The 19,780-nt window shown below is 66.0% G+C and carries 20 protein-coding genes; 7 read left to right on the top strand and 13 right to left on the bottom strand.

Annotated elements, in window-relative coordinates:
* Window positions 1–3: 3 nt before the first annotated feature.
* The 3 genes from rimM to ffh all read right to left on the bottom strand — a co-directional run bounded on the left by rimM (window position 4) and on the right by ffh (window position 2,321).
* Window positions 4–540, bottom strand: coding sequence for a ribosome maturation factor RimM (rimM, locus tag ACIGKL_RS19025; protein WP_021446148.1), 537 nt, complete (start codon window positions 538–540; stop codon window positions 4–6).
* An 8-nt stretch (window positions 541–548) separates the two neighbouring features.
* Window positions 549–800 (bottom strand): 30S ribosomal protein S16, encoded by a 252-nt coding sequence (gene rpsP / locus ACIGKL_RS19020; RefSeq protein ID WP_003246162.1) that lies wholly within the window; start codon window positions 798–800, stop codon window positions 549–551.
* A gap of 141 nt (window positions 801–941) precedes the next feature.
* Window positions 942–2,321 carry a signal recognition particle protein gene (ffh, locus tag ACIGKL_RS19015; protein ID WP_397488020.1) on the bottom strand — a complete coding sequence of 460 codons (1,380 nt, stop codon included), beginning with the start codon at window positions 2,319–2,321 and terminating at the stop codon, window positions 942–944.
* A gap of 158 nt (window positions 2,322–2,479) precedes the next feature.
* On the opposite strand from ffh, the gene ACIGKL_RS19010 reads away from it, so the two are divergent.
* Both ACIGKL_RS19010 and ACIGKL_RS19005 read left to right on the top strand, forming a co-directional pair.
* On the top strand, window positions 2,480–3,280 hold the full coding sequence (locus ACIGKL_RS19010; RefSeq protein ID WP_397488019.1) for an inner membrane protein YpjD: 801 nt from the start codon (window positions 2,480–2,482) through the stop codon (window positions 3,278–3,280).
* Between the two features lie 10 nt (window positions 3,281–3,290).
* Window positions 3,291–4,577 (top strand): HlyC/CorC family transporter, encoded by a 1,287-nt coding sequence (locus ACIGKL_RS19005; protein ID WP_397488018.1) that lies wholly within the window; start codon window positions 3,291–3,293, stop codon window positions 4,575–4,577.
* Here the strand turns inward: ACIGKL_RS19005 and ACIGKL_RS19000 are convergent.
* The 5 genes from ACIGKL_RS19000 to ACIGKL_RS18980 are packed head-to-tail and all read right to left on the bottom strand — an operon-like array spanning window position 4,549 to window position 7,817.
* On the bottom strand, window positions 4,549–5,283 hold the full coding sequence (locus tag ACIGKL_RS19000; RefSeq protein ID WP_397488017.1) for an SGNH/GDSL hydrolase family protein: 735 nt from the start codon (window positions 5,281–5,283) through the stop codon (window positions 4,549–4,551). The genes ACIGKL_RS19005 and ACIGKL_RS19000 overlap by 29 nt on opposite strands.
* The gene (purT, locus tag ACIGKL_RS18995; protein WP_397488016.1) at window positions 5,280–6,461 is read right to left on the bottom strand and encodes a formate-dependent phosphoribosylglycinamide formyltransferase; all 1,182 of its coding nucleotides are present in this window, start codon (window positions 6,459–6,461) and stop codon (window positions 5,280–5,282) included. Before purT ends, ACIGKL_RS19000 begins: the two co-directional genes overlap by 4 nt.
* A gap of 21 nt (window positions 6,462–6,482) precedes the next feature.
* Window positions 6,483–6,683 (bottom strand): DUF1289 domain-containing protein, encoded by a 201-nt coding sequence (locus ACIGKL_RS18990; protein WP_397488015.1) that lies wholly within the window; start codon window positions 6,681–6,683, stop codon window positions 6,483–6,485.
* The gene (locus ACIGKL_RS18985) at window positions 6,676–7,200 is read right to left on the bottom strand and encodes a gamma carbonic anhydrase family protein (RefSeq protein ID WP_397488014.1); all 525 of its coding nucleotides are present in this window, start codon (window positions 7,198–7,200) and stop codon (window positions 6,676–6,678) included. The genes ACIGKL_RS18990 and ACIGKL_RS18985 overlap by 8 nt, the downstream gene beginning before the upstream one ends.
* Window positions 7,201–7,211: 11 nt before the next feature.
* Window positions 7,212–7,817 carry a CoA pyrophosphatase gene (locus ACIGKL_RS18980; protein ID WP_397488013.1) on the bottom strand — a complete coding sequence of 202 codons (606 nt, stop codon included), beginning with the start codon at window positions 7,815–7,817 and terminating at the stop codon, window positions 7,212–7,214.
* Window positions 7,818–7,967: 150 nt separating this feature from the next.
* On the opposite strand from ACIGKL_RS18980, the gene ACIGKL_RS18975 reads away from it, so the two are divergent.
* Together ACIGKL_RS18975 and ACIGKL_RS18970 are read left to right on the top strand one after the other, a co-directional pair.
* Window positions 7,968–8,522: an NUDIX hydrolase gene (locus ACIGKL_RS18975; protein WP_397488012.1), complete on the top strand. Its 555-nt coding sequence runs from the start codon at window positions 7,968–7,970 to the stop codon at window positions 8,520–8,522.
* A gap of 22 nt (window positions 8,523–8,544) precedes the next feature.
* Complete coding sequence (locus tag ACIGKL_RS18970; RefSeq protein WP_397488011.1) at window positions 8,545–9,048, top strand: murein L,D-transpeptidase family protein; 504 nt, start codon at window positions 8,545–8,547, stop codon at window positions 9,046–9,048.
* 80 nt (window positions 9,049–9,128) lie between these two features.
* On the opposite strand, the gene ACIGKL_RS18965 is transcribed toward ACIGKL_RS18970, so the two are convergent.
* The 3 genes from ACIGKL_RS18965 to purL form a co-directional block, all read right to left on the bottom strand.
* Window positions 9,129–9,449, bottom strand: a complete 321-nt coding sequence (locus ACIGKL_RS18965; protein ID WP_397488010.1) for an NGG1p interacting factor NIF3 — start codon at window positions 9,447–9,449, stop codon at window positions 9,129–9,131.
* 160 nt (window positions 9,450–9,609) lie between these two features.
* Window positions 9,610–9,879: a CDGSH iron-sulfur domain-containing protein gene (locus tag ACIGKL_RS18960; protein WP_397488009.1), complete on the bottom strand. Its 270-nt coding sequence runs from the start codon at window positions 9,877–9,879 to the stop codon at window positions 9,610–9,612.
* A gap of 388 nt (window positions 9,880–10,267) precedes the next feature.
* On the bottom strand, window positions 10,268–14,164 hold the full coding sequence (gene purL, locus ACIGKL_RS18955) for a phosphoribosylformylglycinamidine synthase (RefSeq protein WP_397488008.1): 3,897 nt from the start codon (window positions 14,162–14,164) through the stop codon (window positions 10,268–10,270).
* A 433-nt stretch (window positions 14,165–14,597) separates the two neighbouring features.
* Here purL and mltF point away from each other — a divergent pair, with 433 nt between their 5' ends.
* On the top strand, window positions 14,598–16,064 hold the full coding sequence (gene mltF / locus ACIGKL_RS18950; RefSeq protein WP_397488007.1) for a membrane-bound lytic murein transglycosylase MltF: 1,467 nt from the start codon (window positions 14,598–14,600) through the stop codon (window positions 16,062–16,064).
* 1 nt (window position 16,065) lies between these two features.
* Here mltF and tadA read toward each other — a convergent pair whose 3' ends face one another.
* Window positions 16,066–16,542: a tRNA adenosine(34) deaminase TadA gene (gene tadA, locus ACIGKL_RS18945; protein WP_397488006.1), complete on the bottom strand. Its 477-nt coding sequence runs from the start codon at window positions 16,540–16,542 to the stop codon at window positions 16,066–16,068.
* 77 nt (window positions 16,543–16,619) lie between these two features.
* On the bottom strand, window positions 16,620–17,984 hold the full coding sequence (locus ACIGKL_RS18940; protein WP_397488005.1) for a multicopper oxidase family protein: 1,365 nt from the start codon (window positions 17,982–17,984) through the stop codon (window positions 16,620–16,622).
* Between the two features lie 807 nt (window positions 17,985–18,791).
* On the opposite strand from ACIGKL_RS18940, the gene ACIGKL_RS18935 reads away from it, so the two are divergent.
* Window positions 18,792–19,061 (top strand): hypothetical protein, encoded by a 270-nt coding sequence (locus ACIGKL_RS18935; RefSeq protein WP_397488004.1) that lies wholly within the window; start codon window positions 18,792–18,794, stop codon window positions 19,059–19,061.
* Window positions 19,058–19,354: a LasR-specific antiactivator QslA gene (locus ACIGKL_RS18930; RefSeq protein ID WP_397488003.1), complete on the top strand. Its 297-nt coding sequence runs from the start codon at window positions 19,058–19,060 to the stop codon at window positions 19,352–19,354. The genes ACIGKL_RS18935 and ACIGKL_RS18930 overlap by 4 nt, the downstream gene beginning before the upstream one ends.
* Window positions 19,355–19,780 lie beyond the last annotated feature (426 nt).

Below are 19,780 nucleotides of genomic sequence, written 5' to 3'. Positions count from 1 at the left end.
GCCTTAGAAGTCCGCATCCCAATCGACCCGCATCTCGCCGGCTGCCAGATCCACCGCCAGCACGCACTGCCCGGTGTAGGGCAACAGGCGCTCGCGCTCGTCCAGGCTGCCCGCGCAGGGCTTGACCACCATCACATCGTTGGCACCGGTCTCGAACAGATGATCGACCACGCCGAGCAACTGCCCCGCCTGATCGACGACCTTCAGACCTTGCAACTGGTACCAGTAGAACTCGCCATCATCCAGGTCGGGCAGCTCGCCACGCGGCACGCAGATCTCGAAACCGGCGTAGGTACGCGCAATCTCGCGATCGTCCAGACCCTTCAACTTGGCGACCAGCACCTTGCCTTGCAGGCGGCCGCTGGCCAGTTCCACTTGCTTTACCTCGCCGTCACGCCTGAGCGTCCAGCGCGGGTAATCGAGCACGTTATCGATGGGATCGGTAAAGGAATAGACCTTCACTTCGCCCCTGACGCCGTGCACCGAAACAATCTTGCCGAGAACCACCAGATCCTCGGCGACGGCCGGCGTCGTACTCATAAAAGTGCTTAGGCGGCAGCCTTGGCAGCTTCCTTGAGCAGCTGAGCAACACGCTCAGACGGCTGAGCGCCCTGGCCCAGCCAGTAGGTCGCGCGCTCCTGGTCGACGGACAGACGCACTTCGCCACCGGCAGCGATCGGGTTGAAGAAGCCGATGCGCTCAACGAAACGACCATCGCGCGCATTGCGGCTGTTGGTCACGGTCAGGTGGTAGAAGGGGCGCTTTTTGGAGCCGCCACGAGCAAGACGGATGGTTACCATGTGAACATCGTTCCTATAGTCGGTGCTAACTTGAGGCACACATTAAAAATGGGCCTAGGCCCGAAAGGCCGCATATTTTAAGGATTATGCGGCGGTTTGCAAATCTCTTTTTCCGCCCAGCCATCGAGCGGGGCGCAGGCCTCAGAATTTCGGCATTCCACCGCCGCCCGGCAGCATGCCGCCCATACCGCGCATCATCTTGGCCATGCCGCCCTTGGCGGTGAATTTCTTCATCATCTTCTGCATCTGCTTGTGCTGCTTGATCAGCCGGCCGATGTCCTGCACCTGGGTACCGGACCCCATCGCGATGCGACGCTTGCGCGAGCCGCTAATGATGTCCGGGTCGCGGCGCTCGGCCGGCGTCATCGAATTGATGATCGCCTCCATCTGCTTGAACTGTTTCTCCGCCGCGCCCTGGGCGTTGCCCATCTGCGCCAGGTTGACCCCGCCGATGGACGGCAGCTTGTCCATCAGGCCGCCGAGGCCGCCCATGTTCTTCATCTGCTGCAGCTGGTCGCGGAAGTCCTCAAGGTCGAAGCCCTTGCCCTTCTTCAGCTTCTTGGTGAGCTTCTCGGCCTTCTCGCGGTCGAGGGTCTGCTCGGCCTGTTCGATCAGGCTGAGCACGTCGCCCATGCCGAGGATGCGCGAGGCGATACGATCCGGGTGGAAGGGCTCAAGCGCATCGCTCTTCTCGCCCATGCCGATGAACTTGATCGGCTTGCCGGTGATATGCCGCACCGACAGCGCGGCACCGCCGCGGGCGTCGCCGTCGACCTTGGTCAGCACCACGCCGGTCAGTGGCAGCGCGTCGCTGAAGGCCTTGGCGGTATTGGCGGCGTCCTGGCCGGTCATGGCATCGACCACGAACAGGGTTTCCACCGGCTTGACCGCGGCGTGCAGGGCCTGGATCTCGGCCATCATCTCGGCGTCGATGGCCAGACGACCGGCGGTATCGAGAATGACCACGTCGATGAACTTCAGCTTGGCTTCGCGGATCGCCGCATTGGCGATGTCCACCGGCTTCTGGCTGGCATCGGAGGGGAAGAAGGTCACGCCCAGGTCGCTGGCCAGGGTTTCCAGCTGCTTGATCGCCGCCGGACGGTAGACGTCGGCCGAGACCAGCAGTACCGACTTCTTCTTGCGTTCCTTGAGGAACTTGGCCAGCTTGCCGGCAGTGGTGGTCTTGCCCGCCCCCTGCAGGCCGGCCATCAGTACCACGGCCGGCGGCGCGGCATTCAGCGCCAGGTCTTCGTTGGCCGCGCCCATCAGCTCTTCCAGCTCGGCGCGGACGATCTTCACGAAGGCCTGGCCCGGGGTCAGGCTCTTGGAGACCTCGGTGCCGACCGCGCGCTCCTTGACCTTGGCGACGAAGTCCTTGACCACCGGCAGGGCCACGTCGGCTTCGAGCAGGGCCATGCGCACTTCGCGCAGGGTGTCCTTGATGTTGTCTTCGCTGAGCTTGGCCTTGCCCGTGACGTTACGCAGGGTCTGGGACAGGCGATCGGTAAGATTTTCGAACATGCGCGTTCCTTTGGAAGTGCGGCTCGACCGGAGTCGGGCGTACGACAGGCGGCGGATTATAGCCAAGTCGCCGCGCCACCGACACCGCCAGCGGTCTTTCGTGCGAGCGCTCATCTGTGCCACACTCAGCGCCTTTCGGGCTCGCCTTACACGGATTTATGCACCCTCTGCTGCCCAGCCTCGCCGCCGCCTGCCTGTACGCCGGCGCCGCCACCTACCAGGGCCTGCGCCTGACTCAGCGCAGCAGCCCCGACAAGCGCCTGCTGGCGTTGCTCGGCGTGCTCGCCCTGTTCTTCCACGGCGGCAGCCTGTTCCTCCAGTTGCACGACGTCCACGGCCTCAACCTGGACTTCTTCAATGCCGCCAGCCTGATCGCCTGCGCGGTGATCGCCCTGACCCTACTGGCCTGCCTGCGCATCCCGGTGGAGAACCTGCTGCTGCTGCTGTTTCCCCTGGGCGGGCTGACCGTGCTGGCCGCCGAGTTCCTGCCCTCGGGCACCATCCGCCCGATCGACGAACACCCCGGCATCCTGGCCCATATCCTGCTGTCGATCCTGGCCTACGGCATGCTCACCATCGCCGTGTTCCAGTCGATCCTGCTGCTGCTGCAGGACTATCAGCTCAAGCACAAGCACCCGTCCGGGCTGATCAAGAACTTCCCGCCGCTGCAGACCATGGAAAGCCTGCTGTTCGGCTTCCTCTGGGCCGGCTGGCTGCTGCTGTCGCTGTCGCTGCTATCCGGCGCGCTGTTTCTCGACGACCTGTTCGCCCAGCACCTGGCGCACAAGACCATCCTCTCCAGCTTCGCCTGGGTGGTGTTCGCCGTGCTGCTGTGGGGCCGCCACCGTCTGGGCTGGCGCGGGCACAAGGCCATTCGCTGGACCCTGGCCGGGTTCTGCCTGCTGATGCTGGCCTACTTCGGCAGCAAGCTGGTGCGCGAATTCATCCTGCACATCTGAGGCGCCTTCCTTGGACGACCTTCATGCGAGCTACCTGCTCGGCCTGCTGATCTTTCTCATCCTCTGCTCGGCGTTCTTCTCCAGCTCCGAGACCGGCATGCTCAGCCTCAACCGCTACCGGCTCAAGCACCTGGCCAAGGAAGGACACAAGGGCGCCAAGCGGGTGACCCGCCTGCTCGATCGCCCGGACCGCCTGCTCGGCACCATCCTAGTCGGCAACAACGTGGTCAACATCCTCGCCGCCTCCATCGCCACGGTGCTGGCGGTGGACCTGTGGGGCGAGGCCGGCATCGCCATCGCCACCGCCGGCCTGACCATCGTCGTGCTGATCTTCGGCGAGATCACCCCCAAGACCCTGGCCGCGCTGCGCCCGGAACTGGTGGCCTTCCCCGCCAGCCGCCTGCTCAACCTGCTGCAGCGCCTGCTCTACCCGGTGGTGTGGCTGACCAGCGCAATCAGCAACGGCCTGCTGCGCCTGCTCGGCATCGACCCGGCGCAACGCGCCAGCGACAGCCTGTCCACCGAGGAACTGCGCAGCGTGGTGCGCGAATCCGGCGCCCAGCTGCCGAAGAACCGACAGAACATGCTGCTGGGCATCCTCGACCTGGAACGGGTGACGGTGGACGACATCATGATCCCGCGCAACGAGGTGGCCGGCATCGACCTGGACGACGACCTGGAAAGCATCGTCGGCCAGCTGCGCACCACCCCGCACACCCGCCTGCCGGTGTTTCGCGGCGACATCAACCAGATCGAGGGCGTGGTGCACATGCGCCAGATCGCCCGCCTGCTCAGCCACAACCAGCTGACCAAGGAAGCCCTGCTGGCGGCCTGCCACGAACCCTACTTCGTGCCGGAGAACACCCCGCTGTCGACCCAACTGATCAACTTCCAGAAGCAGAAGCGGCGCATCGGCATAGTGGTCGACGAGTACGGCGAGGTGATCGGCATCGTCACCCTGGAAGACATCCTCGAGGAGATAGTCGGCGACTTCAGCAACCAGGACAGCCTGCGCAGCCCCGACATCCATCCGCAGGAGGACGGCACCCACGTGATCGACGGCGCCGCCTACATTCGCGAAGTGAACAAGACCCTCGGCTGGCACCTGCCCAGCGACGGCCCCAAGACCCTCAACGGCCTGATCACCGAGGCGCTGGAGAGCATTCCCGACAGCGCCGTGTGCCTGAAGATCGGCCCCTACCGCCTGGAGATCCTGCAGGCGACGGAGAACCGGGTGAAAAGCGTGCGGGTCTGGCAGACGGAAAAGCTCAAAGCGGACGCCGCAGCAGCGGAGTGAGACGCGCGGCCAGGCCCTCGGCCCACAGCCGGTAACCCAGCGCCGAGGGGTGATAGCCGTCCTCGGCCAGATAACGCAGCTCGAACGGCAACTCCAGCGCGCAATACTCCACCCCCAGACACCCACTGAGCCTGCGCAGCTCGGCGTCGAGCAAGCGCGCGCGCCAGCCCATCAGCTGGCGCAGCAGCCAGGGCAAGGCGCTGAAGTGCTGCAACGGCGGCACCGCGCTGAACGCCACGCGGCAGCCCTGCCCTTGCAGCGCATCGGCCATATCGGCAAGCGCCTGCAGCCAGCGCACACTCGGCGTGAGCTGGGTGGTGTCGTTGACGCCGAATACCAGCAGGGCCAACTCGGCCGGCTCGGCCAGCGCCTGCGGCAGCAGGCGCTCGCGGGCCTGGGCCGCGGTGATGCCGTTCTCGCCGCAGGCGCGCCAGCGCACCGGGCGCTGCAGGCGTTCGGCCAGCGCCGTCGCCAGGCAGGCGGCCAGGGCCTGATCCAGGCTCGCCACGCCGACGCCGGCCACCGTGGACTCGCCGATCAGCAGCAGGCGCAGCGGCTCGCCCGGCAAATGCGCCGCGGCGATGCCCGTAGGCTCACCCTGCGCAACCGGCAGCCGCAACGCCGTGCGCCGGGTGTGCAAGGCCAGCGGCAGCGCCAATGGCAGCAGCGGCAGCGTCGCCAGCCACCACAGCGCGTGCCGGCTCACAGCCGCACGCGTACCGCGCGGGCACTGCGCAACGCCTTGGCCCGCGCCGCCTCGATCGACTCGTCGCGCGCCAGGGCCACGCCCATGCGCCGCTGGCCCTTGACCTCGGGCTTGCCGAACAGGCGCAGAGCGGTGTCCGCCTCGTTCAATGCCGCGCCCAGGTTGGCGAAGCTGGCCTGCTGCGAATGGCCCTCGACCAGGATCACCGCCGACGCCGACGGCCCCATCTGCCGAATAACAGGAATCGGCAGGCCGAGAATGGCCCGCGCATGCAGGGCGAACTCGGACAGTTCCTGGGAAATCAGAGTGACCAGGCCGGTGTCGTGCGGCCGCGGCGAGACTTCGCTGAACCATACCTGGTCGCCCTTGACGAATAGTTCGACGCCGAACAGGCCACGCCCACCCAGAGCCTCGGTCACTGCCAACGCCACGCGCTCGGATTCGGCCAGCGCCTGTGGGCTCATCGCCTGCGGCTGCCAGGACTCCTGATAGTCGCCGTGCTCCTGACGGTGGCCAATCGGCGCGCAGAAGCTGGTGCCGCCGGCGTGGCGCACGGTAAGCAGGGTGATCTCGTAGTCGAAGTCGATAAACCCTTCCACTATGACCCTGCCCTTGCCGGCGCGCCCACCTTCCTGGGCATAGTCCCAGGCGCGCTGCAGGTCGGCGTCGCTCTTCAGCACGCTCTGGCCCTTGCCGGAGGAGCTCATGATCGGCTTGACCACGCAGGGGTAACCGACGGCTTTCACCGCCGCGGCGTAGCTCTCGAAGGTGTCGGCGAAATGGTAGGGCGAAGTCGGCAAGCCCAGCTCCTCGGCGGCCAGGCGACGAATGCCTTCGCGGTTCATGGTCAGCTGTGCGGCGCGTGCGGTGGGCACCACGTTGAAGCCCTCGGCCTCCAGCTCGACCAGGGTGGCGGTGGCGATGGCCTCGATCTCCGGCACGATGAAATGCGGCTGCTCGGCCTCGATCACCGCACGCAGGGCGGCGCCGTCGAGCATGTCGATGACGTGGCTGCGGTGCGCCACCTGCATGGCCGGCGCATTGGCATAGCGATCCACGCCAATGACCTCGCAGCCCAGGCGCTGCAGCTCGATCACCACTTCCTTACCAAGCTCGCCGCAGCCGCACAGCAGCACGCGGGTCGCGGAAGGCGACAGGGGGGTTCCAATACGGGGCATGAGGGGTCCTCGAGCAAAGAATCAGGAAGGCGTCAGCAGATGACCGGAGGCGCGGACGCGCTGCAGACAGAGTTGCAGTACCGCACGCCGCTCGGCGTTGTCCATACGGCCCCAGCGGGTGATCTCGCCGGCCGTGCGCTGGCAGCCGATACAGATGTCCTGCTCGTCCAGCGCGCAGATCTGCACGCAGGGCGAGCGCACCGGCTTTTCCACATCACTCATCGTCGGGCACCAGTTCGCGAGCATAGCGCTGGGCGTTATGCACGTAATGGGCGGCGCTGGCCTCGAGCATCTTCTTCTGCTGCTCGCTCAGCTCGCGCACCACCTTGCCGGGGCTGCCCATCACCAGGCTGCCGTCGGGAATCACCTTGCCTTCGGGGATCAGGCTATTGGCGCCGATGATGCAGTACTTGCCGATTCTGGCGCCGTTGAGGATCACCGCGTTGATGCCGATCAGGCTGTAATCGTCCACCGTGCAGCCATGCATCATCACCTTGTGCCCCACGGTGACGCCCTTGCCCAGGGTCAGCGGGAAGCCCATGTCGGTGTGCAGCACGCTACCGTCCTGCACGTTGCTGTGCTCGCCGATATGGATCAGTTCGTTGTCGCCGCGCAGCACGGCGCCGAACCAGACGCTGGCGCCGGCCTCCAGGCGCACCTTGCCGATCAGGTCGGCGCTCGGCGCGACCCAGCTGTCGGGGTGGGCTTCGACACGGGAGCTTCCCAGGCGGTATTTCATGGCACGGACTCTCAACGCAGGTGAATAAAGTGTTCGGGCGGCTGGTGCAGGGCGATCTGCGCGTCGTCGTAGAGCAGGTTGACCAGCTCCACCACCATGATCGCGGTCAGGCCCCAGATGCGGTACTCGCCATAGCTGTAGGACGGCACGTACCAGCTGCGCCCGAGGTAGTCGATGCGATGAGTCAGCTCGCGCGGGTCATCGCGGAAGAACGCCAGCGGCACCGAGAACACCGAGGCGATCTCGGCGTCGTTGGCCTTGTACTCCACATAGTCCGGCACCAGGCCGACATAGGGGGTGACCTGGATGCCGTGGCGTGACACCAGGCTGCTGAGCGGTCCGATCACCTCGACCAGCCCCGGCGGCAGGCCGATTTCCTCCTCGGCCTCGCGCAGGGCGGTATGCACCAGGTCGCGATCCTCCGGGTCGCGCCGACCGCCGGGGAAGGCCACCTCGCCACTGTGGGTCGACAAACCGCTGGCGCGCAGGGTCAGCACCAGTTCGGGTTCGTCACTGCGGGTGATGGGGACCAGCACCGCCGCCTCGGGGAAGCTGCGCTCGGTCTCCAGAGGGCGCGGCCGATGACCGCGCACGCGATGGAGCAACTCGTCCAGCATGGGCACACTCGGGGGTTGTTATGCCCGGCATCATGGCATGAAAGCGCCGCCGCGCCCAAGCCCGAAGACAGGGCAAGGCGGCCGAGTTGACGGGCTTGCCGGCCATGCCGCCGGCGCGCCAAGATAGCCCCAACAGGCCGAGGACAAGCCATGAAATTCTGCAGCCAATGCGGCCAGCCGCTGACCCGGGCGATTCCCGCCGGCGACAACCGCCTGCGCCACGTGTGCAACCACTGCCACACGGTGCACTACGAGAACCCGCGCATCGTTGCCGGCTGTTTGCCGGTGTGGGGCGAGCAGGTGCTGCTGTGCCGCCGCGCCATCGAACCGCGCCGCGGCTACTGGACCCTGCCGGCCGGCTTTATGGAAAACGGCGAAACCATCGAGCAGGCGGCGGCGCGGGAAACCCTGGAAGAGGCCTGCGCGCGGGTGCGCGACCTCAATCTCTACACCCTGTTCGACCTGCCGCATATCAGCCAGGTGTACATGCTGTTTCGCGCCGAGCTGGTCGACCTGGATTTCGCCGTGGGCGAGGAAAGCCTCGAGGTGCGCCTGTTCGCCGAAGCGGAAATCCCCTGGTCGGAGCTGGCTTTCCCGACCATAGGCCGTACCTTAGAATGTTTCTTCGCCGACCGCCGGCAGAACCTGTTTCCGGTGCGCAACGAGCCGCTGGAAGCCCTGCGCGCGCATTACCGCCCCCGTTGACCCCTTGCCGAGAAGTATTCCGATGCGCTGGCTGTTGCCCCTGTTGTGCCTGACCCTCAGCCTGAACGTGCAGGCCAACGCCACCCCCATCGACGCCACGCGCCAGGTGGACAAGGTGCTGGTGCTCAAGTCCGAACGCCAGCTGCACCTGCAGCGACGCGGCGAGACCATCAAGTCCTACCGCATCTCCCTCGGCAAGCAGCCCAACGGCGCCAAGCAGCGCGAAGGCGACCTGCGCACGCCGGAAGGCTTCTACTGGATCGACTGGCGCAAGGCCAGCGACAAGTACCAGCTGTCGCTGCACATCTCCTACCCCAATGCCCGCGACCTGGCCAACGCGCGCCAGGCCGGCGTGCCGCCGGGCGGCATGATCATGATCCACGGCACGCCGCTGGACGAGGAATACCCGGAGTGGTTTTTCCACACCCTGGACTGGACAGAAGGCTGCATCGCCATGAAGAACGACGACATGCGCGAGGTGTGGGAGCTGGTCAGAGACGGCACGCTGATCGAGATCCGTCCCTAGGGCGTCGCGGGGCCGCCCAGGCCGTGCGCACCACAACGAGAAAGCTTTCGCCAACGCCTATTCGGTGCGCACGGCGCACCCTACTGGAATTGCAGATCAGACAGGCGCCAGACATCGAACGCCGGCGCCTCGTAGGGATGGGCCTGCTTGAGCGCCTTGACCGCATCGTGGATCAGCTCGTCGGCCACCACCAGCTCGACCTTCCACTCCGCCACCTGCTCGACGCCGCCGATCTGGCCGAGAAACGGCTGGCTACCCTCCAGCGCGCGGAACTGGCCCTGGCCGAGCGCCTGCCAGCAGCAGCTGTCGTAGCGGCCGATGCGTCCGCCGCCGGCGGCGAACACCGCCTTCTTCACCGGCTCCAGATGGCTTTCCGGCACGTAAAAACACAGTTTGTACATCAAGTTCTCCGCAGATGGGGCAACCGAACAACAGACAAGCCATGATGCTGAAATGATGGCATTTTGCCTCAGCGCAATACTGAGAACCACCTCGGAAATTCCGCATCCGCCAGCCCGTTCGCTAGTTTCGACTCGCCGCCCGGACAGGCGTTCCGCGACCTCAGGCCTTGCCGATAAAGCGCCGCCACTTGTCGCCCAGACCGGACGCCGGCGGACTGTGGCTGCCATCGCAATAGGGTAGATCGGCCGAACGGCCGCAGCGGCAGAGCAGCAGACGCTGTTCGCGCTCGGGGCGCAGCAGCAGCGAATGCGCGCATGAGCCATGGCAGTCAGGCAGGGAAGACGAGCGGCCACATTGGCACAGACGATGGGTTTCGCCGGGTCTGACCAGGCGAACCTCAGGAAGGATGGAGAGAGGATCATCGGCCATGGCTGGGCCTGCGTAGCCCGGATGAAATCCGGGGAGGGATGGGGCGAGGTTTCCCGGATTGCATCCGGGCTACGGGTTCCACGACCGGCCCCCTCCCCCATTTATTGGGGGCACGCCTAGTGGAGAGGGCTGGGGAGAGGCTTTCGGCGTTGGCTATAGCACCCTCTCCCGCCCTTCGGGCACCCCGCTCCGCGCCCCGGCCTGATCGCTTCACGATCAGGCGCTCATCGGCGCAGAAGCGATGCTTCCAAAGCGCACCTCTTCGCCCCATAAATGAGAGAGAGTCATCGGAAGACTGGTGCGCAGCCGCTTTTGCCCTCTCCCGCCCTTCGGGCACCCTCTCCCGCAAGCGGGAGAGGGTCAGCAGAAGGCCGCTACGCGGCCGCTTTTAGTTCACCCAGACGCGGGCGTTGCGGAACATGCGCATCCAGCCGCCGTCTTCCTGCCACTCGTCCGGGCGCCAGGAGTTCTGCACAGCGCGGAACACCCGCTCCGGGTGCGGCATCATGATGGTCACGCGGCCGTCGCGACTGGTCAGGCCGGTGATGCCACGCGGCGAACCGTTGGGGTTGGCCGGGTAGCTCTCGGTGACCTTGCCGTGGTTATCCACGTAGCGCAGGGCCACGGTGCCGGACAGATCGGCTTCCAGCAGCGCTTCCTCACTCTCGAACTCGGCATGGCCCTCGCCGTGGGCGATGGCGATCGGCAGGCGCGAGCCGGCCATGCCCTGCAGGAAGATCGACGCCGACTCCTGGATCTGCACCATGGCCACGCGCGCTTCGAACTGCTCGGAGCGGTTGCGCACGAAGTGCGGCCAGAACTCGGTGCCGGGGATCAGCTCGTGCAGGTTGCTCATCATCTGGCAGCCGTTGCACACGCCGAGGGCGAAGCTGTCGCGCCGCTCGAAGAAGCCCTGGAAGGCATCGCGGGCGCGGGCGTTGAACAGCACCGACTTGGCCCAGCCCTCGCCGGCGCCGAGCACGTCGCCATAGGAGAAGCCGCCGCAGGCCACCAGCCCCTTGAACTCTTCCAGGCTGACGCGGCCGGCGAGGATGTCGCTCATATGCACGTCGACGGCGGCGAAGCCGGCGCGGTCGAACGCCGCGGCCATCTCCACCTGGCCGTTGACGCCCTGCTCACGGAGGATCGCCACCTGCGGCCGTACGCCCTTCTTGATATAGGGCGCGGCCACGTCCTGGTTGACGTCGAAGCCGAGCTTGACCGACAGACCGGGGTTGTCTTCTTCCAGCAGCAGGTCGAATTCCTGATCGGCGCCCTGGGCGTTGTCGCGCAGGCGCTGGATGCGGTAGCTGGTCTCGGCCCACTGACGCTGCAGCAGGCGACGCTCGCCGGCGAACACCGGCTCGCCGTTGAAGCTGATGCCGATTTCGCCGTTGTTCACAGCCTGGCCGATCACCGCCACGCAGTCACCCAGACCGGCAGCGCTGAACTGCGCCAGCACTTCCGGGGTGGCGTCCTGGCGCACCTGGATCACCGCACCCAGCTCTTCGTTGAACAGCACGGCCGGCAGCTCGGCGCTGGCGTCGGCCAGCGCGTCGAGGTTCAGCGCCAGGCCGCAGTGACCGGCGAAGGCCATTTCCAGCACGGTGGTCAGCAGACCGCCGTCGGAACGGTCGTGGTAGGCCAGCAGATGACCGTCGGCGTTGAGGCCCTGGATCACGGCGAAGAAGGCCTTGAGGTCTTCGGCGTCGTCGAGGTCCGGCGCCTGCTGGCCGATCTGCGCATAGACCTGCGCCAGGATCGAGGCGCCCATGCGGTTCTGGCCGCGGCCGAGGTCGATCAGAATCAGATCGGTCTCGCCCTTGTCCATGCGCAGTTGCGGGGTCAGGGTCTGACGGATGTCCTGCACCGGGGCGAAGCCGGAGATCACCAGCGACAGCGGCGCGGTCACGCTCTTGTCGACGCCCTCTTCCTGCCAGCGGGTTTTCATGGACATGGAGTCCTTGCCCACCGGAATGGTGATGCCGAGCTGCGGGCACAGCTCCATGCCGACCGCCTTGACGGTGTCATACAGGCGGGCGTCTTCGCCCGGGTGGCCGGCAGCCGCCATCCAGTTGGCCGACAGTTTGATGTCGGACAGTTTGCCGATGCGCGCCGCGGCCAGGTTGGTGATGGTCTCGCCCACCGCCATGCGACCCGACGCCGGGGCGTCGAGCAGCGCCAGCGGGGTGCGCTCGCCCATGGCCATGGCTTCGCCGGTGTAGACGTCGAAGCTGGTGGCGGTCACCGCGCAGTCGGCCACCGGCACCTGCCAGGGGCCGACCATCTGGTCGCGCGCCACCAGGCCGGTGATGCTGCGGTCGCCGATGGTGATCAAAAAGCTCTTGCTGGCCACGGCCGGGTGACGCAGCACGCGCTCCAGCGCTTCGTCGATCGCCACGCCGGCGGCGTCGAAATCATCGCCCTGCTCGGCTTCGCGGGCGACGCTGCGGTGCATGCGCGGCGGCTTGCCGAGCAGCACTTCCAGCGGCATGTCCACCGGTGTGTTGCCGAAGTGGCTGTCGGTCACGGTCAGCTGCGGCTCTGCAGTGGCCTCGCCGACCACGGCGAAGGGGCAGCGCTCACGCTCGCAGATGGCCTGGAAACGCTCGAAGTCGGCCGCATCGACCGACAGCACGTAACGCTCCTGCGACTCGTTGCACCAGATTTCGTGCGGGGCCATGCCCGGCTCGTCGTTGGGCACCTTGCGCAGTTCGAAGCGACCGCCGCGACCGCCGTCGTTAATCAGTTCCGGCAGGGCGTTGGAGATACCGCCGGCGCCGACGTCGTGGATGAACTTGATCGGGTTGGCCTCGCCCAGCTGCCAGCAGCGGTCGATCACCTCCTGGCAGCGACGTTCCATTTCCGGGTTCTCGCGCTGTACCGAGGCGAAATCCAGGTCGGCCGAGCTGGCGCCGGTGGCCATCGACGAAGCGGCGCCGCCGCCCAGACCGATGAGCATGGCCGGGCCGCCGAGCACGATCAGCTTGGCGCCGACAGAAATCTCGCCTTTCTGCACATGGTTCTCGCGGATATTGCCGAGGCCGCCGGCGAGCATGATCGGCTTGTGGTAGCCGCGCACTTCCTCACCACGCGGGCTGCCGACAGCCTGCTCGAAGGTACGGAAGTAGCCGTTGAGCGCCGGGCGACCGAACTCGTTGTTGAACGCGGCGCCGCCCAGCGGGCCTTCGATCATGATGTCCAGCGCGCTGACGATGCGCTCGGGCTTGCCGTAGGGCTTTTCCCAGGGCTGGAGGAAGTCGGGGATATTCAGGTTGGACACCGAGAAACCGGTCAGGCCGGCCTTCGGCTTGGCGCCACGGCCGGTGGCGCCCTCGTCGCGAATCTCGCCGCCGGAGCCGGTGGAAGCGCCCGGGAACGGCGCGATGGCGGTCGGGTGGTTGTGCGTCTCCACCTTCATCAGGATATGCACCGGCTCGACGCTGGCGCCGTACTCGCGGGTCTCCGGGTTGGGGAAGAAACGCCCGGCGGTGTGGCCGACGATGACCGAGGCGTTGTCCTTGTAGGCGCTGAGCACGCCTTCGTTGTGCATCTGGTAGGTGTTCTTGATCATGCCGAACAGCGACTTGTCCTGGCTCTCGCCGTCGATGTCCCAGCTGGCGTTGAAGATCTTGTGGCGGCAGTGCTCGGAGTTGGCCTGGGCGAACATCATCAGCTCGATGTCGTGCGGGTTGCGCCCCAGGTCGATGAAGCTCTTCACCAGATAGTCGATTTCGTCCTCGGCCAGGGCCAGGCCCAGATCCTGGTTGGCCTGCTCCAGCGCGGCGCGGCCGCCGCCGAGGATGTCCACGGCGGTCAGCGGCTTGGGCTGGGCATGGCTGAACAGCGCCGCGGCGTCTTCCAGGGCGTTCAGCACCAGCTGGGTCATGCGGTCATGCAGCAGGGCGGCGACGGTGGCGCTGTCGGCCTCGCTCAGCTCGCCGCTGACGTAGTAAGCGATGCCGCGCTCCAGACGCTGAACCTTGGCCAGGCCACAGTTGCGGGCGATGTCGCTGGCCTTGCTCGACCAGGGCGAAATGGTGCCGAAGCGCGGAATGGTCAGGAACAGCTTGCCGCTGGGCTCCTGCACCGGCACGCTCGGGCCGTACTTGAGCAGCCGCGCCAAAACCTGCTGCTCGTCGGCGTTGAGCACGCCGGTGACGTCGGCGAAATGCGCGAACTCGGCGTACAGCCCGGTCACGGCCGGCACCTTGCTGGTCAGTTGCTCAAGCAATTTGCCATGGCGGAAAGCGGAAAGGGCGGGAGCGCCGCGCAGGATCAACATCGTCGGAACAGCCTCTGGGAAGGGGGAGTGCTAGAGGCCGTGCATTCTAGCCTAAAGCGCCGCCCGCGGCACCCGTGGCCGAGGGTCTGCTCCCGCTTCATCGCAAGCCGCGTTGCTTCGGCAAATGGCGCCATGACTGGGCGGCGCGTCAAAGACACGGGTTACCCCCTGCCGAATCACGTTACAGCCCATGGCGCCATTTGCCACGCAACCCGCTGGGACGGGCCAGTTATGGCGCGGCGCGTTGTTGCTCGACAGCTCATTTGGACGACCAAATTTCGCGTCTCGCGCCTAGCTCCACACAATAACTGACTCCGTCGCGGCCACGAACGAAACGAGAACAGACCCTGGCTTTCAAGACGGATGCGCGCTATCAGAGAAGCGCGCCGCTGTCGAGATATGGCGCCGTCAGCGCTTTGCGTATACTGCGCCGATGTTTGCACGACCTGCGATACGCATGCGTTGCGCCACAGGGCTGTTGGCGATTGGAATCCTCCTGATGCTCGGCGGCTGTGGCGAAGAACTCAAGCCCAGCGTACTCGAGCAGGTAAAGGCGGAGGGTGAGCTGCGCGTGATCACCCGCAACAGCCCGGCCACCTATTTCCAGGACCGCAACGGCGATACCGGCTTCGAATACGAGCTGGCCAAGCGCTTCGCCACCGATCTGGGCCTGGAGCTGAAGGTCGAGACCGCCGACAACCTCGGCAGCCTGTTCGCCAGCCTCGGCCGCCCCGAAGGCCCGGTGCTGGCCGCCGCCGGCCTGGTGGAGACCCCGGCGCGACAGAACCAGGCGCGTTTCTCCATTCCCTATCTGGAAGTCACCCCGCAGGTCGTCTACCGCCAGGGCCAGCCACGCCCGACCAAGGCCGCCGACCTGGTCGGCAAGCGCATCCTGGTGCTGGCCGGTAGCAGCCACGCCGAACAGCTGGCCGCCCTCAAGCTGAAAGTGCCGGAGCTGGCCTTCGAGGAATCCGACGCGGTGGAAGTGGTCGACCTGCTGCGCATGGTCGACGAGGGCCAGATCGATCTGACCCTGGTCGACTCCAACGAGCTGGCGATGAACCAGGTGTACTTCCCCAACGTGCGCGTCGCCTTCGACCTCGGCGAGGCCAACCACATGCGCTGGGCGGTGGCGCCCGGCGAGGACGACAGCCTGCTGCAGGAGGCCAACGCCTTCCTCGAGCGGGCCGAGGCCAACGGCACCCTGCAACGCCTGAAGGAGCGCTACTACGGCCATGTCGACGTGCTCGGCTACGTCGGCGCCTACACCTTCGCCCAGCACCTGCAAAAGCGCCTGCCGCGGTACGAACAGATGTTCCGCCAGGCCGCCCGCGCCAACCAGGTGGACTGGCGCCTGCTGGCCGCCATGGGCTATCAGGAATCGCTGTGGCAGCCCAACGCCACCTCCAAGACCGGCGTGCGCGGGCTGATGATGCTGACCCAGCGCACCGCGCAGTCGGTCGGCGTGTCCAATCGCCTCGATCCCAAGCAGAGCATCGACGGCGGCGCACGCTACTTCGTCCAGGTCTACGAACAACTGCCGGAAGGCATCGAGGAGCCGGATCGCACCTGGTTCGCCCTGGCCGCCTACAACGTCGGCGGCGGCCACCTGGAGGATGCGCGCAAGCTCACCGAGGCCGAGGGGCTGAACCCCAACAAGTGGGCCGACGTGCAGAAGATCCTGCCGCGCCTGGCGCAGAAGCAGTGGTACAGCAAGACCCGTTACGGCTACGCCCGCGGCGGCGAGCCGGTGCATTTCGTGCGCAACATCCGCCGCTACTACGACATTCTCACCTGGGTGACGCAGCCGCAGCTGGAAGGCACCCAGGTGGCCGAGCGCGGCGTGCACCTGCCGGGCATCGACAAGCGCCAGCCCAGCGAAGAGACCCCGCCGCTCTGATTCAGCCGCGCCGAACCTTGAAAAACGCCTTCAGCAACGCCCCGCTCTCCTCCGCCAGCAGCCCACCCTCCACCAGCACTCGATGATTGAGAAAGCCCTGCTCGAAGAACTGGCCCTGGCTGATCGCCACCCCGGCCCGCGGCTCGCTGGCGGCGTAGACCACGCGGGCGATGCGCGCGTGCACGATCAGCCCGGCGCACATGCTGCAGGGCTCCAGGGTCACGTACAGGGTGCTGCCGGGCAGGCGGTAGTTCTGCGCGGACTCGGCCGCTGCGCGGATCGCCACCATCTCGGCATGGGCGCTGGGGTCACTGCGCGAGATCGGGCAGTTGAAGCCGCGGCCGACGACCTCGCCCGCCTGCACCAGCACCGCGCCCACCGGCACCTCGCCCTGCTCCGCGCCCAGGCGCGCCTGCGCCAGCGCCTCACGCATGAAATGCTCGTCGCGCGAGCGGTCGATGATCTGCGGCTTTTTCATTGAATCAATCCGTAGGGCGGAAAACCGCGCGGCGATTTCCACCCATCAAGCTTGCGACTGCCAAAACGGCGCCCACCCTACACCACTTCGATCGCCGCCATCAGCCCGGTTTCCATATGGTCGATGACATGGCAGTGGAACATCCACACCCCGGGATTATCGGCCACCAGCGCCACCCTGGCGGTCTCGTTCTTGCCCAGCAGATAGGTGTCGGTGAACCAGGGCTCGGCGATGCGTCGACGGTTGGAGCCCAGCACCTTGAAGGTCATGCCGTGCAGATGGATGGGGTGCTGGTACTGACTGAGGTTGCGCAACTCGAGGATATAGCTCCTGCCGCGCTGCAGGGTGGCGATGGGGCGCTCGTAGCAGCTCTTGTCGGCGATATCCCAGGCCTGGCCGTTGATCTGCCAGAAACTATGCGCGGCGCCCTGCTCCAGGCCGACCGAGACGGCGCCGGCCCACTCGAAGTTGAAGCGCAGGGTCTCCGCATTGGCCAGGTTCGGCTCGGCCACCGGGTTGGCCGGCAGCGCCGGCGGCCAGTCACCGGCCGGCTCGCTGGACGCCACCGAACTCAGGGTGGCCAGACGCAGCGGGCCGTTGCGCAGCGACAACGCCTGGCCGGCCGACGGCACCTTGAGGCCCAGTTCGATACGCATGCCCGGCCCCAGCCAATACTCCTTGCCCAGCGGCCGCGGCGTCACCGGATTGCCGTCCAGCGCGTAGATGCGCGCCTCGCCGCCCGGCAGGTTGAGACGGTAGGTCAGGGTGTTGTCCAGGTTGAGCAGACGCAGGCGCACCACCTGGCCGGCCGGCAGCTCCACAGTCGGCGCATGCACGCCGTTGACCGTGCTCAGCACGCCGGGCGTGCCGCCGCGCGCCGCCTCGCGCGGCACGCTGAAGGCGGTGAAGGCGCCCTGCCCGTCCACGTGCCAGCTCTTCAGGCTCAGCGTGCGCTCGTGGCGAAAGCCCGTGGGCTGCCGCTCCTCGACGATCAGCGGGCCGACCAGACCACGCCCCAGCTGCTCGGCGCTGGCGGTATGCGGGTGATACCAGAAGCTGCCGGCATCCGGCACGCGGAACACATAGTCGAAATACTCCCCCGGCAGCACCGGCAACTGCGAGAGATAGGGCACGCCGTCCATCTCCAGCGGCAGACGGATGCCATGCCAGTGAATGGTGGTGGGCTCCGGCAACCGGTTGATGAAGCGCACCCGCAGCCAGTCGCCCTGGCGGGCGCGCAATTCCAGCCCCGGCGCCTGGCCGCCATAGGCCCAGGCCGGGGTCTGATGCCCGGGCACCAGTTCGATATCCAATGGCGCGGCGATCAGCTCGTAGTCGTGGCTGGCGCTCTGGCTGCGGCGCAACCAGTAGCCGGCGCCGCCGACGGCGAGCAGGCTGACGCCGCCGAGGCCGGCGAGAATTTGTCTGCGGGTAAAGGTCATGGTCGTATCCGTGGCCCGGCGGCAATCCGGGAAGGCCGCACCTGGCTGACATCCGGGCGATAAGTTGCGACATCTTCTCATTTCCAGCCCCCGGCTGACGACCCCGGATACGAGATAGGTTGCCGCAGCGGCCGACAGAAACGACAAGGGCAGCTTGCGCTGCCCCTGTCGGTCACATCACTCCCACTCGATCATCAACAAGCCGCCCGAGCCCGCTTGGCTAAAGGGATTGGCTGAAATTGATATGGGGCTTACCGTCACTTCTACCGTCAATCGCGTAGAGCTTTTGCTGACGCGGGAGATAGATCGATTTACGGGGTGACGGCTCTGGCGAAACTATCCTCAATCAGCCCTCATATTATCCGTACCCTGCCCCCAAGACGAGCCCGAAATACGGCCGCCGAATCAGAGGCCGAGGCGTTACCCGTCATCAATCTCACCTACGCCACAGTAGGTTGCCATCCGGAAACCCTCGGGCTAGAGTGCGCCCGTCGTGGTCAATCCCACGACCGAGCGTGACAACTCGTGGAGCAAGGGCGCGGCAACGCCAAAGGTGATTAGCAGGCACGCAAGTGCTGGGCTATCGCTTTTCTATGGTGGGCCGTGCGGGGCAGGCTTTTGCCTGGCCGGTTCCCTTGGTTCCCGGTTGTCACCCCCGTGCGGTCCACCACCAATCCGCGTGACAACGGTTGGTAGTGGCTCCTTAATCGAACCAAGGAGCATAAGGAATGCGCTACCCACTTTTTACCCGAGAGCTCCGCCTTGGGCTTCAGGTCTTGCTGTCCACCTCCACTCCGGAGGTGCGCCATGGCTGAGTTCGAATCCAGCGTTGTACCTTTTCCACTGCAGCGAAGCCCGCTGCACGAATCCGAACGCTCTCCCCAACCCTCTGAAGCTGCGGCTGAACTGCGTGGAGTCATGCTCGGCAATTTGCTGGATCAACTGGCTGAACCTGATGGGCTGCAGCCGGCAGATCTGCGCGTACGGATCGCTGCATATTCAGCCTTGGATCTGCTGGACGAGATGGTGGTGCTCTATCGCCGCGCTCTCTCCGAAGTACGAGGAGGTGCCAGATGAGCAAGGGCGTCATGACGTGCCTGCCACCTCACGATGGCCACCCAGGTGTAGAAATCATCTGGGCTGCCGACTGCCGGGAAGCGTTCAACCAGGGCGTGAAGCTGGCCCAGACCTGGCTCGACAACGCCCGCAGCGGCTGGCTCTGGGCGGTCATGATCGCCGAGCGCGACTTACTGCCATGCGCGATAGAACGGAGAGCCTTTGAAGTGGGCTTCCTCAGCCGCGTCCACCAGCGCATATGCTCACCCAGGTGCTGCGGCCAGTCGGCTAAACCCCTTTCCTTGGAGCTGTAAAGCGGATGTTCACGAGCCGGCCTTGCCGGCTCGCGCTAACTGTCACATGTCGTCAAATTTTTGGGGCGCCCCCAAAACGCGGGCGCAATAGAAGAGGCCGAGAACGGCCGATTCTGTTGAAAAAGTAGGTTCAGCGGCAGTTGGCCGGTCGGATGTGCCTGCTGTCGAAGTGGCTGGAAGCCACTTCAAGTTGCCTTTCGGCGTTTCACTGAGCTTCCTTGCCTAGGTCTGAGGGTTATTCCGAGGGTTTCTGCTCGCCGCAGGCGCACCTATCCCGTGATCGGCGGCCCGTGAGGCAGTAGCTTGGCCATACGTCTCAGGTTCTGTACGGTCGCCGCCAAGGTGAATTCATCAGCCGCACCAGTCGCTCCAATTTTTGAATGGCCGCCCAGCGGTGAGCAATGACAATCCCTACTTAGAGTCGCT

The sequence above is a fragment of the Pseudomonas sp. NPDC077186 genome (genome assembly GCF_044543505.1).
Lineage (GTDB): Bacteria > Pseudomonadota > Gammaproteobacteria > Pseudomonadales > Pseudomonadaceae > Aquipseudomonas.
This window is presented reverse-complemented; position numbering and strand designations above follow the sequence as displayed.

Excerpts from the sequence above, each read along its gene's own strand:
- purL (WP_397488008.1), bottom strand. The coding sequence starts at position 14,164 with ATGTTGATCCTGCGCGGCGCTCCCGCCCTTTCCGCTTTCCGCCATGGC.
- ACIGKL_RS18935 (WP_397488004.1), top strand. The coding sequence starts at position 18,792 with ATGGCTGAGTTCGAATCCAGCGTTGTACCTTTTCCACTGCAGCGAAGC.
- ACIGKL_RS18975 (WP_397488012.1), top strand. The coding sequence starts at position 7,968 with ATGAAATTCTGCAGCCAATGCGGCCAGCCGCTGACCCGGGCGATTCCC.
- ACIGKL_RS18970 (WP_397488011.1), top strand. The coding sequence starts at position 8,545 with ATGCGCTGGCTGTTGCCCCTGTTGTGCCTGACCCTCAGCCTGAACGTG.
- rimM (WP_021446148.1), bottom strand. The coding sequence starts at position 540 with ATGAGTACGACGCCGGCCGTCGCCGAGGATCTGGTGGTTCTCGGCAAG.
- ACIGKL_RS18990 (WP_397488015.1), bottom strand. The coding sequence starts at position 6,683 with ATGAGTGATGTGGAAAAGCCGGTGCGCTCGCCCTGCGTGCAGATCTGC.
- ACIGKL_RS19010 (WP_397488019.1), top strand. The coding sequence starts at position 2,480 with ATGCACCCTCTGCTGCCCAGCCTCGCCGCCGCCTGCCTGTACGCCGGC.
- purT (WP_397488016.1), bottom strand. The coding sequence starts at position 6,461 with ATGCCCCGTATTGGAACCCCCCTGTCGCCTTCCGCGACCCGCGTGCTG.
- rpsP (WP_003246162.1), bottom strand. The coding sequence starts at position 800 with ATGGTAACCATCCGTCTTGCTCGTGGCGGCTCCAAAAAGCGCCCCTTC.
- ACIGKL_RS18960 (WP_397488009.1), bottom strand. The coding sequence starts at position 9,879 with ATGGCCGATGATCCTCTCTCCATCCTTCCTGAGGTTCGCCTGGTCAGA.
- ACIGKL_RS18985 (WP_397488014.1), bottom strand. The coding sequence starts at position 7,200 with ATGAAATACCGCCTGGGAAGCTCCCGTGTCGAAGCCCACCCCGACAGC.
- ACIGKL_RS18940 (WP_397488005.1), bottom strand. The coding sequence starts at position 17,984 with ATGACCTTTACCCGCAGACAAATTCTCGCCGGCCTCGGCGGCGTCAGC.
- ACIGKL_RS18965 (WP_397488010.1), bottom strand. The coding sequence starts at position 9,449 with ATGTACAAACTGTGTTTTTACGTGCCGGAAAGCCATCTGGAGCCGGTG.
- ffh (WP_397488020.1), bottom strand. The coding sequence starts at position 2,321 with ATGTTCGAAAATCTTACCGATCGCCTGTCCCAGACCCTGCGTAACGTC.
- mltF (WP_397488007.1), top strand. The coding sequence starts at position 14,598 with ATGTTTGCACGACCTGCGATACGCATGCGTTGCGCCACAGGGCTGTTG.
- ACIGKL_RS18980 (WP_397488013.1), bottom strand. The coding sequence starts at position 7,817 with ATGCTGGACGAGTTGCTCCATCGCGTGCGCGGTCATCGGCCGCGCCCT.
- tadA (WP_397488006.1), bottom strand. The coding sequence starts at position 16,542 with ATGAAAAAGCCGCAGATCATCGACCGCTCGCGCGACGAGCATTTCATG.
- ACIGKL_RS18930 (WP_397488003.1), top strand. The coding sequence starts at position 19,058 with ATGAGCAAGGGCGTCATGACGTGCCTGCCACCTCACGATGGCCACCCA.